Below are 14,298 nucleotides of genomic sequence, written 5' to 3' on the forward strand. Positions count from 1 at the left end.
TGCCGCTGGCGGGCAGGGGGGCGCCGGAGCAGGGTGCTTAAACGGAGCCAAAGAGCCCGCAAACCCAAGGGGATTCGCCCGTGGCCATGAAACGCTATTCCGCATTCGCCATTGCCCGTGAGGCCGCCAGCTACCATGAGGGCTGGGAAAAGGCCTGGGCCTCGCCCGAACCCAAGGCCCGCTACGACGTCATCGTGGTGGGCGCGGGCGGGCACGGCCTCGCCACCGCCTATTATCTGGGCAAGAACCATGGCGTGCGAAATGTCGCAGTGATCGAGAAGGGCTGGCTGGGCGGTGGCAATACCGGTCGCAACACGACGATCATCCGCTCGAACTACCTGCAGGATCCCTCGGCCGCGATCTTCGAGAAGGCGCGGTCGCTCTATGACGGGCTCAGCCAGGATCTGAACTACAACGTGATGTTCAGCCCGCGCGGCTGCCTGATGCTGGCCCAGTCCGAACACGAGGCGCGCGGCTGGAAACGGACGGCGGCGGCCAACGTGCTGCAGGGGATCGACACGGAATATGTCGATGCGAAGCGCGTGAAGGAGATCGTGCCGATCATCAATATCGACGGGCCGCGCTATCCGGTTCTGGGCGCGCTCTGGCAAAAGCGCGGCGGGACCGCGCGTCACGATGCGGTCGCCTGGGGCTATGCCCGCGCCTGTTCGGCGATGGGGATCGACATCATCCAGCAATGCGAGGTCACGGCGGTCCGGCAGAAGGCGGGCAAGGTCACCGGGATCGAGACCACGAAGGGTGCGATCGGCTGCGGCAAGCTGGCCATCGTGGTGGCGGGGCATTCGGGCGTTCTGGCCGAGATGGCCGGGTTCCGCCTGCCGATCGAGTCGGTGGCGCTGCAGGCGCTGGTCTCGGAACCGATCAAGCCGGTGATCGACACCGTGGTCATGGCCAATACCGTGCATGGCTACATGAGCCAGTCCGACAAGGGCGAACTGGTGATCGGGGGCGGCGCCGACGGGTTCAACAACTACACCCAGCGCGGCAGTTTCCAGCATGTCGAGGACACCATCCGCGCCCTGATCGAGACCTTTCCGATCATCTCGCGGCTGAAGATGCTGCGCCAGTGGGGCGGCATCGTCGACATGACCGGCGACCGCTCGCCGATCCTGTCGAAAACCCCGCTTGGCAACTGCTTCATCAATTGCGGCTGGGGCACTGGCGGGTTCAAGGCGATCCCCGGCTCGGGCTGGGCGATGGCCGAGCTGGTGGCCAAGGGCGAACCGGGGCCGCTGGCGGCGGAATTCGGGCTCGACCGCTTCGGCGCGGGCCGGTTCGTCGATGAAAGCGTTGCCGCCGGGGTGGCCCACTGATGCCTGCCGCAGATCCCGCCGCGTGCCAGCCGGACGCCCCGTCGGCCGCGACAGGCCGAGGTGCGCCGGTCTCCCGGCCCGGTCAGCCTTTACAGGCCGGTAACGGTCGCGCACTAGGCTCTGCGCAGCTGAGCCGCGGTGTCGCAGACGGGCGTTCTGGTCCTTTGGTCGTCTTGACCCATCCCGCGGTTTGCATAAGTTGCGCCAAAAGCAATTCGGAGAGCCGCGCATGTCTGAGAATAACTCGAGCTACGACGAACTGGTGCCCGCATCCGCTGCCAAGTGGATCGGTCTGGTGGGAGGGGTGCTTTTCCCGCTCTTCCTCGGCGTCGTCGGTGCCCATGTCTACTATGCCGGAACCGGCCCGCAACAGGCCCAGGTCTTCCCGCTTCCCGACGAATAAACCGGGGGCCCGTCACCGCGCCCCTGTCCGCCAGTCACTGAACCGGACCGAGGGGGCGCGATGCTTGTCCTGACTTGTCCCTGCTGCGGCGCCGCCGCAGAGGAAACCGAACTTGCACCGGGCGGCGAGGCGCATATCGCGCGCGTCGGCCCGGGCGCGGACGCCGAGGCGTTCGAAGCCTATCTCTTCCATCGCAAGAACCCCAAGGGCGTGCATTTCGAACGCTGGCGCCATGCCCATGGCTGCGGCAAGTGGTTCCATGCCGCGCGCAACACGGTGACGCTGGAAGTCTACGGCACCTATCCCGCCCAGGCCTCCGAGCCGCCGCGCGAGCTTCTCGACAAGATTGCCGCCCGGGTGCCGGGCTTTGCCTGGGAGGGCCGGGCATGAGCTTTCGTCTGTCTTCGGGCGGCCGCCTGATCGATCGCGGCGCGCGTCTGGGCTTTACCTTCGACGGGGCCGACTGCGACGGGTTCGCGGGCGACACGCTGGCCTCGGCGCTGCTGGCCAACGACCGGATGCTGGTCGGCCGGTCCTTCAAGTATCACCGCCCGCGCGGCATCGTCGCCTCGGGCGCCGAAGAGCCGAATGCCCTTGTGGGGCTTGGCTCCCGGGGCCGGTTCGAGCCGAACCAGCGCACCACCACGACCGAGCTGTTCGACGGGCTGGTGGCGGAAAGCCAGAACCGCTTTCCCTCGCTTGCCTTCGATATCGGCGCGATCAACAGCAAGCTGGCGCGCTTTCTGCCCGCGGGGTTCTACTACAAGACCTTCCTCAAGCCCGCGGCGTTCTGGGAACACATCTACGAACCGCTGATCCGGCAATCGGCCGGTCTTGGCCGGGCGCCGTCCGAGCAAGATCCCGACAGCTATGAACATTTCCATGTCCATATCGATGTGCTGATCGTCGGCGGCGGGGTCGCGGGTCTGCAGGCGGCGCTGGTCGCGGGCCGGGCGGGCGCGCGGGTCATGGTCGTCGAGCAGACCGCCCATTGGGGCGGTCGCGCGCCCGTCGACGGGGTCGAGATCGAGGGGCACCCGGCCGAGGCCTGGGTCGCGCGGACGGTCGAGACGCTGTCGGGCATGGAGAACGTGACGCTCCGGCTGCGCTGTCAGGGCGTCGGTGTCTACGATCACGGCTTTGCGCTGGCCCATGAGCGGCTGACCGACCACGCGCCGGACGCGGGCGGCCCGCGCCACCGGCTGTGGAAGATCCGCACCCGGCAGGTGATCGTCGCGGCGGGGGCGCTGGAACGGCCGCTGGCCTTCCCGGGCAATGACGTGCCGGGCGTGATGCTGGCCTCGGCGGTGCGCGACTACGTCGAGAACTGGGCGGTCGCGCCCGGCCGCTGCACGGTCGTGCTGACCAACAACGACGACGCCTATCGTACCGCGCTGTGCCTGCTGGAGGCGGGGCTTCGGGTGCCTGCGATCCTCGACACCCGCGCCAGCGCCGAGGGGCCGCTGCCCAAGATCGCGCGCAAGGCCGGGATCGAGGTCCGGACCGGCATGACCGTGGTCGATGTCGCGGGCGGCAAGCGCGTCCGCTCGGTCGGGATCGGCCCGGTCGATGGCAAGGGCTATCCGACCGACCGCATCGCCTGCGACGCGGTGGCGATGTCGGGCGGCTGGTCGCCCGCCGTCCATCTGTGGTCCCATGCGGGGGGCAAGCTGTTCTGGGACGCCAAGCAGTCCAGCTTCCGCCCCGATGCCGACCGCGCGCCGAAATCCCATGACGGGAAAACCTTCGTCCATGCCGCGGGTGCCGCCAACGGCGCGCTGCTGGCCAAGCGCTGTCAGCTCGATGCGGGCCGCGCCGGGGCGGCCGCCGCGCTGGCCGCGGGGTTTGACGCCGAACCGGTCGACGCGGTGGCCTCGGCGCCCGAGCAGAAACCGGTCGAGCCCGCCTGGATCCTGCCGCGTCGGGCGGGGCCCGAACTGCGGATGAAGATGTTCCTCGACTACCAGAACGACGTGAAGGTCTCGGACGTCCAGCTGGCCGCCCGCGAGGGCTATGAAAGCGTCGAACATACCAAGCGCTACACCACGCTGGGGATGGCGACGGATCAGGGCAAGCTGTCCAACGTCAACGGTCTGGCGATCCTGGCCGACGCCCTGGGCACCGAGATCCCGGCGGTCGGCACCACGACCTTCCGGCCGCCCTACACGCCTCTCACTTTCGGCGCCATCGCGGGCCCGGGCATCGGCGAGACGTTCCAGCCGTTGCGGCGCACGCCGATGCAGGACTGGCATGAGGAGAAAGGCGCCCATTTCGAACCTGTCGGCCACTGGCGCCGCCCCTATTGCTACCCCCGCAAGGGCGAAAGCCACGGCGCCGCGATCCGGCGCGAGGTTCTGGCGGTGCGCGAGGCGGTGGGGCTGCTGGATGCCTCGACGCTGGGCAAGATCCTCGTCAAGGGGCCCGATGCGGGCGTCTTCCTCGACAGGGTTTACACGAACATGATGTCGACCCTGAAGGTCGGCCGCTGCCGCTATGGCCTGATGTGTTCGGAAAACGGCTTCCTGATGGATGACGGCGTGGTGGTGCGGCTGTCCGAGGACAGCTTCCTGTGCCACACCACCTCTGGCGGGGCCGAGCATGTGCATCAGCACATGGAGGAATGGCTGCAGACCGAATGGTGGGATCTCAAGGTCCATGTGGTGAACCAGACCGAACAATTCGCCCAGATTGCCGTCGCGGGTCCGAAGGCGCGCGAGGTGCTGGATCGTCTCGGCGGGATGGATCTGGCGAAGGAGGCGCTGCCCTTCATGGCCTGGACCGAGGGCGAGCTTGGCGGTTTCCCGGTGCGGGTCTACCGGATTTCCTTCTCGGGCGAGCTGAGCTTCGAGATCGCGGTGCGGGCCGGGCAGGGGCGGGCCCTCTGGGATGCCTGTCTGGAGGCGGGGGCCGATCTGGGCATCGCGCCCTATGGCACCGAGGCGCTACATGTGCTGCGGGCCGAGAAGGGCTTCATCATGATCGGCGACGAAAGCGACGGCACGGTGATCCCGCAGGATCTGGGGCTCGACTGGGCGGTGTCGAAGAAGAAGGATGACTTCATCGGCAAGCGTGCGCAAGCGCGCAGCCACATGACCGACCCGACCCGCTGGAAGCTTGTCGGGCTGGAAACGCTCGACGGGTCGGTCCTGCCCGACGGGGTCTATGCCGCGGCGCCGGGGCGCAATGCCAATGGCCAGCGCAACACGCAGGGCCGCGTGACCTCGACCTACCACTCGCCGACGCTGAAGCGGGGCATCGCCATGGGGCTGGTCCTGCACGGACCCGACCGGATGGGCGAGGTGATCGCCTTCACCTGCGCCGATGGCAGCACGCGCGACGCCCGGATCGTCAGCCCGGTCTTCTACGACCCGGAAGGGGAGAAACAGAATGTCTGAACCAGTGACCGCATCGGTTTCGGCGCCCGTTTCGGCCCTGGGCGGCTTCCGCGGCGACGGGCTGGCCCGGATCGAGGAAGGGCCTCTGCAGGGCATGATCGCGCTCAAGGGCGATCTGGCGGACGCGAAGATCCGCAATGCCGCGACCGGGGTGACCGGCATCGACCTGCCGGGGCCGCTTGAGGGCACCATCGAGGGCGACCGGGGGCTGGCCTGGATGGCGCCGGACGAATTGCTGCTGTTCGTGCCCTATGCCGAGGTGTCGCGCACGATGGGAACCCTTGGCCGCGCGCTGAGGGCCCGGCATGCCACGGTTGCCGACATGTCGGACGCGCGCGCGGTCTTCCGGCTTTACGGCACGGGCGGGCGCGAGGTTCTGGCCCGGCTGACGCCCGCTGACATGGCGCCAGCGGCGTTCCGGCCCGGCAGTTTCCGGCGGACCCGCCTGGCGCAGGTGCCCGCTGCCATCTGGTGCGAAAGCAACGACCGTTTCGGAGTGATCTGTTTCCGCTCGGTGGCCGTATATGTCCGGGACCTGCTTGCCGCTGCGACGGCGGCGCCCTCTGCGGACTATTTCGGCAGAGGGGGTTGACGATCTGGCTTTGCGCTCTCCATCTAGGCCAAAGTGACGCAGTTCGTTAACGAAAAAGGAGGTCTTTTGATGGCTTTCGAACTTCCCGCTCTTCCCTATGCCCATGATGCTCTGGCCGATAGCGGCATGTCCAAGGAGACGCTGGAATATCACCACGACATTCACCACAAGGCCTATGTCGACAACGGCAACAAGCTGATCGAGGGCACCGAATGGGCCTCGAAATCGGTCGAAGAGATCGTCAAGGGCACCTATCAAAACGGTGCGGTGGCCCAGTCGGGCATCTTCAACAACGCCTCGCAGCACTGGAACCACACCCAGTTCTGGGAAATGATGTCGCCGAAGCCGGTGGCCATGCCCTCCGAGCTTGAATCGCGCGTCAAGGACGCCTTCGGCTCGGTCGAGAAATTCAAGGAAGACTTCGCCGCCGCCGGGGCCGGTCAGTTCGGGTCCGGCTGGGCCTGGCTGGTGGTCGATACCGACGGCACGCTGAAGGTCACCAAGACCGAAAACGGCGTGAACCCGCTGTGCTTCGGCCAGACCGCGCTTCTGGGCTGCGACGTGTGGGAGCATTCCTACTACATCGACTTCCGCAACAAGCGCCCGGCCTATCTGACCAACTTCCTCGACAAGCTGGTCAACTGGGAAAACGTGGCGCAGCGCCTGTCGCAGGCCTGACGCCGCCACGATCCGGCACCCCGGATCGCCTGACCTCATCGGACCCCGCCCGGCCCCCGTGCCGTGGCGGGGTTTCTCTTTCCGCGCGGCCGCGGCTCCGGCTTTCCTTCGTGCGGGCGTTGCGCTAAAGCGCAGCCAACCAGACGGGAGAGCCCCATGAGCGAGCGGAAGAACGGCCTGACCTATGCCGAGGCGGGCGTGGATATCGACGCAGGCAATGCGCTCGTCGAGCGGATCAAGCCGGCCGCCAAGCGGACCGGGCGGGCCGGGACCGTTGCGGGGCTGGGCGGGTTCGGCGCGCTGTTCGATCTGAAGGCCGCGGGCTATCTCGACCCGGTTCTGGTCGCCGCGACCGACGGGGTGGGCACCAAGCTTCGGATCGCCATCGACACCGGCCACCTTGACGGCGTGGGGATCGACCTTGTCGCCATGTGCGTCAACGATCTGGTCTGCCAGGGCGCCGAGCCGCTGTTCTTCCTGGACTATTTCGCGACCGGCAAGCTTGAGATCGACGAGGCCGCGCGGGTGATCGAGGGCATCGCCGAGGGCTGTCTGCGGTCTGGCTGTGCGCTGATCGGGGGCGAGACCGCCGAGATGCCGGGCATGTATCATGGCGGCGATTTCGATCTGGCGGGCTTTGCCGTCGGCGCGATGGAACGCGGCCACGATTTGCCCGCCAATGTGGCCGAGGGCGACGTGCTTCTGGGGCTGGCCTCGGACGGGGTGCATTCGAACGGCTATTCGCTGGTCCGCAAGGTGGTCGAGGTCGCGGGGCTGGGCTGGGACGCGCCCGCGCCCTTCGCCGACGGTCCGCTGGGGGCGGCGCTGCTGGCGCCGACCCGGCTGTACGTCAAACCGGCGCTGGCCGCGATCCGGGCGGGCGGCGTGCACGGGCTTGCCCATATCACCGGCGGCGGGCTGACCGAGAACCTGCCGCGCGTGCTGCCCGAGGGCCTGGGCGCGACGGTCGATCTGGGGGCCTGGGATCTGCCGCCGGTGTTCCGCTGGCTGGCCGAGACCGCCGGGCTGGCCGAGGCCGAACTGCTGAAGACCTTCAATGCCGGGATCGGCATGGTGCTGGTCGTGGCCGAGGACCGGGCCGAGGCGCTGACGGCGCTTCTGGCCGAGGCGGGCGAGACCGTGGCCCGGATCGGCCGGGTCGGGCCGGGGCAGGGGGTCGCCTACGAGGGACGCCTGCTGTGACCGACCCCAAGCGCGTTGCGATCCTGATCTCGGGATCGGGGTCGAACATGGTGGCGCTTGCCGAAAGCATGACCGGCGATCATCCGGCGCGCCCCGTTCTGGTGCTGTCGAACGATCCGGGCGCCGAGGGGCTCGACCGGGCGCGGGCGCTGGGCATTCCGGTCGCGGCGGTCGATCATCGCCCCTTCGGCAAGGACCGCGCGGCCTTCGAGGCGGCCTTGATGGACCGGCTGGCCGAGGCGCGTCCCGACATCCTGTGCCTTGCCGGGTTCATGCGGGTGCTGACCCCGGGCTTTACCGAGGCCTGGGCCGGACGGATGCTGAACATCCACCCCTCGCTGCTGCCCAACTATCGCGGGCTTCACACCCATGCGCGCGCGCTCGAGGCGGGCGATGCCGAGGCGGGCTGTACCGTCCACGAGGTGACGGCCGAGCTCGATGGCGGGCCGATCCTCGGCCAGGCGCGGGTGCCGGTGCTGGCGGGCGACACCGCCGACACGCTGGCCGCGCGGGTGCTGGTGCAGGAACACGCGCTGTATCCGGCGGTCCTGCGCCGCTTTGCGGCGGGCGACCGGACGCCGGTTCTGCTGTCCTGACCCCGACCGGGACACGCGGGCAATGCTGCGGAGGCGGACAGTCAAGGCGATGCGGCCTTTCCATTCTCCGGCGGTTTCACTATCACGAACGGGTCGGGGTTCTTGCGAGGTGCTATCGGTTTAATGCGGGCTGAGATGAAGACACTGACCACGACCGAGGCGCTGGCCGCCTTCTGCGAGGAGGCCGCGAGCGCCCCCTATATCACCATCGACACCGAATTCCTGCGCGAGCGCACCTATTACGCCAAGCTCTGCCTGGTGCAGCTGGCGCTGCCCGCGCGCGACGGCACCGAGGGCGCGGCCGTGCTGGTCGACCCGCTGGCGGGCGATCTCTCGCTCGAGCCGCTTTACGGGCTTTTCCGCAATCCCTCCGTGGTCAAGGTGTTCCACGCCGCCCGGCAGGATCTGGAGATCTTCTTCACCGAAGGCAAGGTCTTCCCCGAACCCCTTTTCGACACCCAGGTCGCGGCCATGGTCTGCGGCTTCGGCGAGCAGGTGGGCTACGAGACCCTGGTCCGCAAGATCGCCCGGGCGAATCTCGACAAGACCTCGCGCTTTACCGACTGGTCGCGCCGGCCGCTGTCGGACGCGCAGAAATCCTATGCGCTGGCCGATGTCACCCATCTGCGGGTGATCTACGAATATCTCGCGGCCGAGCTGGAAAAGACCGGCCGGGCCAAGTGGTTGCAGGAAGAGCTGAGCGTCCTGACCGACCCCGCGACCTATATCGTCCACCCCGAGGAGGCCTGGCGCCGGGTCAAGACCCGCACCCATTCGGGCAAGTTCCTCGTTGCGGTCAAGGAACTGGCGCGGTTCCGCGAAACCTATGCCCAGGCCCGCAACATCCCGCGCAACCGGGTCTACAAGGACGACGCGCTGCTGGAGCTGGCCTCGACCAAGCCGCAAAGCTTCGAGGATCTGTCGCGCTCGCGGCTGTTGCTGCGCGAGGCGCGGCGGGGCGAGATTGCCGAAGGCATCATCGCGGCCATCGCCGCGGCCGCCGAGACGCCCCAGGCCGACTATCCGACAATGCCCGACGCCGACGACAAGCTGCAGGTGAACCCGGCGCTGGCCGATCTTCTGCGGGTGCTGCTGAAGGCCAAGTCTGAAGAGGCCGGGGTGGCGCAGAAGCTGATCGCGACCGCCTCCGAGCTTGACGCCATCGCCGCCGGGCGGCGCGACGGCCCGGCGCTGCGCGGCTGGCGGGCCGAGGTCTTCGGCGATGACGCGCTGCAACTTTGCGCGGGCAAGATCGCTCTGGCCGCCAAGGGCAGCAACGTGGTGGTGGTCCCGCTCTAGCCCAAGAGCGGGACGGCCCCGTCCGCGGGGCTCACCTGGGCCGCTGGCATTCGTAGGCGCGGGCGATGAGGCGCTTGTTCCGGTCGCGCCAATAGATCGCCTCGCTCGACGTGTTGCGGGAGCTGAACGCCCTCACCTTCGCATCGCTGACGGCGAGCTTCCGTTCCAGCTCGCTGCAAGGGATGTATTCGGGGGGCGTTTCGGTTTCGATGAGCCGCGCCTGCGACCCGGCCGACATGCCGGCTGCGGTCGTCAGGGTCGTGTCGTTGGGCTGGCAGGCCGCAAGAACGGTCGTGCCGCAGAGGACGAGTGAAACGAGCCCGATCTTCATGGTTTTCTCCGTCACCGTGACTGTCTGGTCGGTTTCTTTGCGGAGCCCCGCGTCACCGCGCGGGACCGCGTTGCAATCATGCCTGAGGCCCCGGTGTCGCGGTCTGTCGCCTTAGCGGCGGGCCTGGCGCTGGTTCTGGGCGCCGCGCACCATAATGGTGCGGATGCCTTCGAGATCCTGATCCGACAGGAACAGCGCGGCGGTAACCAGTCGCGACGGTTCGGTGCCGACCGGAGTCGCGGTGCCGGGGCTTGCGATGCGGAAGTCGTAGACCAGCGTGTCGGTCGGGGCGTCGGCATCGGTTTCGGCCCGCACCAGTTCGGCATTCCAGAACCCCTGACGGACCGGCAGACCGGTCGCGGTCACGATGGCGCCGCCCGGCGCGCGGTCGACGCTCATCTCGACCACCTGATCGACCAGCGCGCGCGGGTCCTCGTCCTTGGCCGTCCGGACCTGCGTTTCGGTGGTCTCGGCCTCGGTCGAGCTGCGGAACCAGTTGAACGGGTTGATCCGCGACTCGCGCACGGTCCCGCAGGCGGAGAGGGCGAGCGCCGCGCAGAGCACGGCCGAAAGCGATGATTTCATGGGCAGGCCCCCGGTTGCTTCGTCCAATCGGTTAGCCGAAACCGGCGCCGTTGAAAAGCCGGTCCGGCCCCGAAGCTGGACCTTTGGCCGGGCCGGGGCTAGTCAGGACCGGTCAGGCAAGGAGAAACGACGTGGCAAGTGAGGCCTTCGAGGAGATCGTGGACACTTTCGAGTTCCTGGAGGACTGGGAGGACCGCTATCGCCATGTGATCGAGATGGGCAAGGCGATGGAGCCGCTGTCCGAGGCGTTCAAGGTCCCGGCGACCAAGGTCGACGGCTGCGCCAGCCAGGTCTGGCTGATGGCCGATGTCGAGGGCGCCGGGCCCGAGGCGATCTATCACTTCAAGGGCGACAGCGACGCGATGATCGTCAAGGGGCTGATCGCGGTGCTGCGGGCGCTTTACGACGGGCTGACCGTGGTTCAGGTGCTTGAGACCGACGCAGGCGCCCAGCTGGCGCGGCTGGGCCTCGACGAGCACCTGTCCTCGCAACGCTCGAACGGGCTGCGGGCCATGGTCGAGCGTATCCGCACCCAGGCCGCGGGCGTCGCCGAAGGGGTCTGACGGGGCTCAGCCGGTGAACCGCACCGCGCCGATATAGGGCAGGTTGCGGTTGCGCTGGGCATAGTCGATGCCGAAGCCCACCACGAAGCGGTCGGGGATCTCGAAGCCGACCCAGCGCGCGCGCACGTCGACCTCGCGCCGCGACGGCTTGTCGAGCAGCGCGCAGCATTCCAGCCGCGCGGGCTTGCGTCCGCCCAGAAGGTGCAGCACGTGTTTCAGCGTGTGGCCGGTATCGACGATATCCTCGACCACCAGCACGTCGCGGCCCTCGATCTGGCCGCGCAGGTCCTTCAGGATCCGCACCTCGCGCGACGAGGTCGTGGAATTTCCGTAGGACGAGGTCTCGATGAAATCGACCTCGACCGGCAGGTTCAGCTCGCGCACCAGATCGGCGATGAAGATGAACGAGCCCCGCAACAGGCCGACGACGACCAGCTTTTCGGTATCGGCGAAATGCGCGGTGATCTCTCCGGCCAGCGATTCGACGCGGGCCGCGATGGTCTTGGCCGACAGCAACTCGTCTATGACATATGGTCTCTCGGCCATGGGTCCCCCTTGATTTTGCCGGGTTTCTAGCAGACATGGCGTCCCATTGTCAGCAGCGAACCGGAACCCATGCCGCGCCATTCGGAAAACCGCGAGATGCCATACACCGCCCAGCAGATGTACGATCTGGTGGCCGATGTCGGGTCCTATCCGCAATTCCTGCCCTGGACCGCGGCGGCCCGAATCCGCTCGCGCACCGATTACGGCGACCGCGAACTGATGGAGGCCGATCTGGTGATCTCGTTCAAGGTGTTCCGCGAACGCTTCGGCAGCCGGGTGACGCTTTGGCCCGGGCGCATGCGGATCGATACCGAATATCTCGACGGCCCGTTTCGCTATCTGAAATCGCACTGGCAGTTCGAGGACGTGGCCGAGGGCCGCTGCAAGGTCGAGTTCTTCGTCGATTTCGAATTCAGGAACCGGGTGCTGCAGGGCGTGATCGGCGCGGTCTTCAACGAGGCGATGCTGCGGATCGTGCGCGCCTTCGAGGATCGGGCGCGGGCGCTTTACGGCGCGCGGCCCTGAGAGCCTAGGTTCGCGGCGCGCCGAGCGCCCCCAGCAAAAGCGCCAGGGCATGATCGCGGGTCGCGGCCCGCACCCGGTCGCGCCCGAGCGCGCCGAATTCGACGGTCTCGGTGCGGGTTTCCGCGCCGCGCCGGGCGAGCCCGAAACAGACCCGGCCTTCGGGCTTGAACTCGGACCCGCCGGGGCCCGCGATGCCGGTGACGGCAACGGCCAGATCGGCCTCTGACCGGGCCAGCGCTCCGGCGGCCATTTCGGCCGCGACCTCTTCCGAGACCGCGCCATGGGCGTCCAGCGTTTCGGCCAGAACCCCCAGCATGGCCTGCTTGGCGGCGTTCGAATAGGTCACGAAGCCCCGGTCGAAGACGGCGGACGAGCCCGGAATGTCGGTGATGGCAGCCGAGATCATCCCGCCGGTGCAGCTTTCGGCGGTGGCGATCACGAGGCCCGCGGCACGGGCCCCGGAGACGAGGGGGTCGGCTGTTTCGGTCACATCAGGAAGATATGCGAGAGTGCGGCCAGCGCAAGCACCAGCACCGCCGTGGCGACGCCCGCCAGCACGTCGTCGAGCATGACCCCGATCGGCGTCTTCATCCGGTCGGCGCGGCCGATGGGGCCGGGTTTCCAGATGTCGAACAGCCGGAAGCCCAGAAAGGCCGCGATCCAGCCCGGATACAGCGCGGTCGCATCGACCCCGGCCGCGGCCGCCCCGATCGAGACCGGCAGCAGCGCGATCCACATCCCCGCGACCTCGTCGATCACATATTCCGAGCGGTCCGGGTCGGGGGCGCCCGCCGCCGCCTCGCGCACCGCCCAGATGCCGAGCGGGATCACTGCAAGCGTGGCCAGGGCGGTCAGGACGACCCCGCCGGTCACGTCGAGCGCCCAGAAGGCGGGCATCGCCACCAGCGAGCCCCAGGTGCCCGGGGCGGGGCGCAGGCGGCCGACCCCGAAGACGGTGGCGATGTTGATGGCGAGGCTCATGGCGCCACCAGCGTCACGGTGGCCAGCGCCGCGATCCCTTCCTCGCGCCCGGTGAAGCCCAGCCGCTCCGAGGTCGTCGCCTTGACGCTGACGCGGGCCTCGTCCATCCCCATCAGACGCGCCATCTCGGTGCGCATCGCGCCCGCGACGGGGCCGATCTTGGGTCGCTCGCAGATCAGCGTCAGATCGACATTGGCGATGCGGAAACCGCGCTCGGCCGCCAGCGCGACCGCGTGTTTCAGGAAGATCTCGCTGGCCGCGCCCTTCCATTGCGGATCGGAGGGCGGGAAATGCTGGCCGATATCGCCTTCGGCCAGCGCGCCATAGATGGCGTCGGTGACGGTGTGCATCCCGACATCGGCGTCGGAATGGCCTTTCAGCGCCTTGTCATGCGGCACCTTGATGCCGCAGAGGATCACCCCGTCGCCCTCGCAGAAGGCGTGCACGTCGAACCCGTTTCCGGTGCGAATGTCCATGTTTCTCTCCCGCAGGACCCGCTCGGCGCGGGCGAAATCCACCTTGTGGGTGATCTTGAGATTGTCTTCGTCGCCCTCGACGATGGCCACGTCAAGGCCTGCCGCCAGCGCCACCTCGACATCGTCGGCCGCCCCGCCCGGATGGGCCTGATGGGCGGCGAGGATGGCGCGCAGGTGAAACCCTTGCGGCGTCTGCGCGCGGTAAAGCCCCTCGCGCGGATGCGGGGCCGCGACCTTGCCGTCCCGGCCGCGCCACAGCGCATCGGTCACCGGCAGGGCGGGGGCGGCGCCGGGGGCATCGTCCAGCGCGTCGATCACCCGGTCGATCAGCGCGGCAGAGACCATCGGCCGGGCGCCGTCATGGATCAGCACGCGCGTCGTGCCCTCGGGCGCGGCTTTGAGGCCCGCCATCACCGAGGCGTCGCGGCTGGCGCCGCCCGGCACGGTCGCGACCTCGGCGGCGCTGTCGGCAAGGGCAAGCTCGAACAGCGCGCCGTCCTCGGGGTGCAGCACCGCCACGATGGCGCCGATCCGGGGGTGGCCGGCAAAGGCCTCGATCGTGCGGGCCAGAACGGCACGCCCGGCAAGATCCTGATATTGCTTGGGCTTGTCGCCCCCCACCCGGGTGCCGCGGCCCGCGGCCACGATGATCGCCGTGACAGTCATGTGTCGCCCCCCCTGCTGCCCGTCGAGGTTTTAGGCGGGGCGTTGCTGCGGGGCAATGGGGCAAACTGGCGGGCAGGTCTGCCCAATTGTTGTGCAAAGATCGTTTCCGGGCAGACAAAGAGTGT

At 68.3% G+C, this 14,298-nt stretch carries 17 protein-coding genes; 11 read left to right on the forward strand and 6 right to left on the reverse strand.

Annotation, left to right across the window (positions count from 1 at the left end; translation table 11 throughout):
• Window positions 1–86: 86 nt before the first annotated feature.
• From DSD19_RS04000 to rnd, 9 genes are all read left to right on the forward strand, one after another.
• Window positions 87–1,334 (forward strand): sarcosine oxidase subunit beta family protein, encoded by a 1,248-nt coding sequence (locus tag DSD19_RS04000; RefSeq protein WP_113668601.1) that lies wholly within the window; start codon window positions 87–89, stop codon window positions 1,332–1,334.
• Window positions 1,335–1,563: 229 nt separating this feature from the next.
• Window positions 1,564–1,737 (forward strand): hypothetical protein, encoded by a 174-nt coding sequence (locus DSD19_RS21620; protein WP_165828033.1) that lies wholly within the window; start codon window positions 1,564–1,566, stop codon window positions 1,735–1,737.
• Window positions 1,738–1,797: 60 nt separating this feature from the next.
• Window positions 1,798–2,127 (forward strand): sarcosine oxidase subunit delta, encoded by a 330-nt coding sequence (locus DSD19_RS04005; protein WP_113668602.1) that lies wholly within the window; start codon window positions 1,798–1,800, stop codon window positions 2,125–2,127.
• Window positions 2,124–5,132 (forward strand): sarcosine oxidase subunit alpha family protein, encoded by a 3,009-nt coding sequence (locus DSD19_RS04010; RefSeq protein ID WP_113668603.1) that lies wholly within the window; start codon window positions 2,124–2,126, stop codon window positions 5,130–5,132. The genes DSD19_RS04005 and DSD19_RS04010 overlap by 4 nt, the downstream gene beginning before the upstream one ends.
• Window positions 5,125–5,724: a sarcosine oxidase subunit gamma gene (locus tag DSD19_RS04015; RefSeq protein ID WP_075785794.1), complete on the forward strand. Its 600-nt coding sequence runs from the start codon at window positions 5,125–5,127 to the stop codon at window positions 5,722–5,724. Before DSD19_RS04010 ends, DSD19_RS04015 begins: the two co-directional genes overlap by 8 nt.
• Before the next feature lie 69 nt (window positions 5,725–5,793).
• A complete protein-coding gene (locus DSD19_RS04020) occupies window positions 5,794–6,402 on the forward strand; it encodes a superoxide dismutase (protein WP_113668604.1) in 609 nt (202 codons plus the stop codon).
• A gap of 156 nt (window positions 6,403–6,558) precedes the next feature.
• Window positions 6,559–7,605: a phosphoribosylformylglycinamidine cyclo-ligase gene (gene purM, locus DSD19_RS04025; RefSeq protein WP_113668605.1), complete on the forward strand. Its 1,047-nt coding sequence runs from the start codon at window positions 6,559–6,561 to the stop codon at window positions 7,603–7,605.
• Complete coding sequence (purN, locus tag DSD19_RS04030; RefSeq protein WP_113668606.1) at window positions 7,602–8,201, forward strand: phosphoribosylglycinamide formyltransferase; 600 nt, start codon at window positions 7,602–7,604, stop codon at window positions 8,199–8,201. The genes purM and purN overlap by 4 nt, the downstream gene beginning before the upstream one ends.
• 135 nt (window positions 8,202–8,336) lie before the next feature.
• Window positions 8,337–9,500, forward strand: coding sequence for a ribonuclease D (rnd, locus tag DSD19_RS04035; RefSeq protein ID WP_075785798.1), 1,164 nt, complete (start codon window positions 8,337–8,339; stop codon window positions 9,498–9,500).
• A gap of 31 nt (window positions 9,501–9,531) precedes the next feature.
• On the opposite strand, the gene DSD19_RS04040 is transcribed toward rnd, so the two are convergent.
• Window positions 9,532–9,831, reverse strand: coding sequence for a hypothetical protein (locus DSD19_RS04040; RefSeq protein ID WP_113668607.1), 300 nt, complete (start codon window positions 9,829–9,831; stop codon window positions 9,532–9,534).
• Between the two features lie 111 nt (window positions 9,832–9,942).
• A complete protein-coding gene (locus DSD19_RS04045; protein ID WP_075785800.1) occupies window positions 9,943–10,416 on the reverse strand; it encodes a hypothetical protein in 474 nt (157 codons plus the stop codon).
• Between the two features lie 131 nt (window positions 10,417–10,547).
• On the opposite strand from DSD19_RS04045, the gene DSD19_RS04050 reads away from it, so the two are divergent.
• Window positions 10,548–10,979 carry a SufE family protein gene (locus DSD19_RS04050; RefSeq protein WP_075785801.1) on the forward strand — a complete coding sequence of 144 codons (432 nt, stop codon included), beginning with the start codon at window positions 10,548–10,550 and terminating at the stop codon, window positions 10,977–10,979.
• Between the two features lie 6 nt (window positions 10,980–10,985).
• Here DSD19_RS04050 and hpt read toward each other — a convergent pair whose 3' ends face one another.
• On the reverse strand, window positions 10,986–11,525 hold the full coding sequence (hpt, locus tag DSD19_RS04055) for a hypoxanthine phosphoribosyltransferase (protein ID WP_075785802.1): 540 nt from the start codon (window positions 11,523–11,525) through the stop codon (window positions 10,986–10,988).
• A gap of 69 nt (window positions 11,526–11,594) precedes the next feature.
• Between hpt and DSD19_RS04060 the strand changes: the two genes are divergently transcribed.
• The gene (locus DSD19_RS04060; protein ID WP_075785803.1) at window positions 11,595–12,050 is read left to right on the forward strand and encodes a type II toxin-antitoxin system RatA family toxin; all 456 of its coding nucleotides are present in this window, start codon (window positions 11,595–11,597) and stop codon (window positions 12,048–12,050) included.
• A gap of 4 nt (window positions 12,051–12,054) precedes the next feature.
• Here DSD19_RS04060 and DSD19_RS04065 read toward each other — a convergent pair whose 3' ends face one another.
• From DSD19_RS04065 to DSD19_RS04075, 3 genes are read right to left on the reverse strand one after another with little or no spacing between them, the layout of a single operon-like run.
• Window positions 12,055–12,540 carry a CinA family protein gene (locus DSD19_RS04065; RefSeq protein WP_113668608.1) on the reverse strand — a complete coding sequence of 162 codons (486 nt, stop codon included), beginning with the start codon at window positions 12,538–12,540 and terminating at the stop codon, window positions 12,055–12,057.
• Window positions 12,537–13,031, reverse strand: coding sequence for a phosphatidylglycerophosphatase A (locus tag DSD19_RS04070; protein WP_113668609.1), 495 nt, complete (start codon window positions 13,029–13,031; stop codon window positions 12,537–12,539). Before DSD19_RS04070 ends, DSD19_RS04065 begins: the two co-directional genes overlap by 4 nt.
• Window positions 13,028–14,173: a bifunctional 2-C-methyl-D-erythritol 4-phosphate cytidylyltransferase/2-C-methyl-D-erythritol 2,4-cyclodiphosphate synthase gene (locus DSD19_RS04075; protein ID WP_113668610.1), complete on the reverse strand. Its 1,146-nt coding sequence runs from the start codon at window positions 14,171–14,173 to the stop codon at window positions 13,028–13,030. Before DSD19_RS04075 ends, DSD19_RS04070 begins: the two co-directional genes overlap by 4 nt.
• Window positions 14,174–14,298: the final 125 nt, after the last annotated feature.

The organism is Rhodovulum sp. BSW8 (genome assembly GCF_003314725.1).
Classification (GTDB): Bacteria; Pseudomonadota; Alphaproteobacteria; order Rhodobacterales; family Rhodobacteraceae; genus Rhodovulum; species Rhodovulum visakhapatnamense.

Excerpts from the sequence above, each read along its gene's own strand:
- DSD19_RS04000 (WP_113668601.1), top strand. The coding sequence starts at position 87 with ATGAAACGCTATTCCGCATTCGCCATTGCCCGTGAGGCCGCCAGCTAC.
- DSD19_RS21620 (WP_165828033.1), top strand. The coding sequence starts at position 1,564 with ATGTCTGAGAATAACTCGAGCTACGACGAACTGGTGCCCGCATCCGCT.
- DSD19_RS04005 (WP_113668602.1), top strand. The coding sequence starts at position 1,798 with ATGCTTGTCCTGACTTGTCCCTGCTGCGGCGCCGCCGCAGAGGAAACC.
- DSD19_RS04010 (WP_113668603.1), top strand. The coding sequence starts at position 2,124 with ATGAGCTTTCGTCTGTCTTCGGGCGGCCGCCTGATCGATCGCGGCGCG.
- DSD19_RS04015 (WP_075785794.1), top strand. The coding sequence starts at position 5,125 with ATGTCTGAACCAGTGACCGCATCGGTTTCGGCGCCCGTTTCGGCCCTG.
- DSD19_RS04020 (WP_113668604.1), top strand. The coding sequence starts at position 5,794 with ATGGCTTTCGAACTTCCCGCTCTTCCCTATGCCCATGATGCTCTGGCC.
- purM (WP_113668605.1), top strand. The coding sequence starts at position 6,559 with ATGAGCGAGCGGAAGAACGGCCTGACCTATGCCGAGGCGGGCGTGGAT.
- rnd (WP_075785798.1), top strand. The coding sequence starts at position 8,337 with ATGAAGACACTGACCACGACCGAGGCGCTGGCCGCCTTCTGCGAGGAG.
- DSD19_RS04040 (WP_113668607.1), bottom strand. The coding sequence starts at position 9,831 with ATGAAGATCGGGCTCGTTTCACTCGTCCTCTGCGGCACGACCGTTCTT.
- DSD19_RS04045 (WP_075785800.1), bottom strand. The coding sequence starts at position 10,416 with ATGAAATCATCGCTTTCGGCCGTGCTCTGCGCGGCGCTCGCCCTCTCC.
- hpt (WP_075785802.1), bottom strand. The coding sequence starts at position 11,525 with ATGGCCGAGAGACCATATGTCATAGACGAGTTGCTGTCGGCCAAGACC.
- DSD19_RS04060 (WP_075785803.1), top strand. The coding sequence starts at position 11,595 with ATGCCGCGCCATTCGGAAAACCGCGAGATGCCATACACCGCCCAGCAG.
- DSD19_RS04070 (WP_113668609.1), bottom strand. The coding sequence starts at position 13,031 with ATGAGCCTCGCCATCAACATCGCCACCGTCTTCGGGGTCGGCCGCCTG.
- DSD19_RS04075 (WP_113668610.1), bottom strand. The coding sequence starts at position 14,173 with ATGACTGTCACGGCGATCATCGTGGCCGCGGGCCGCGGCACCCGGGTG.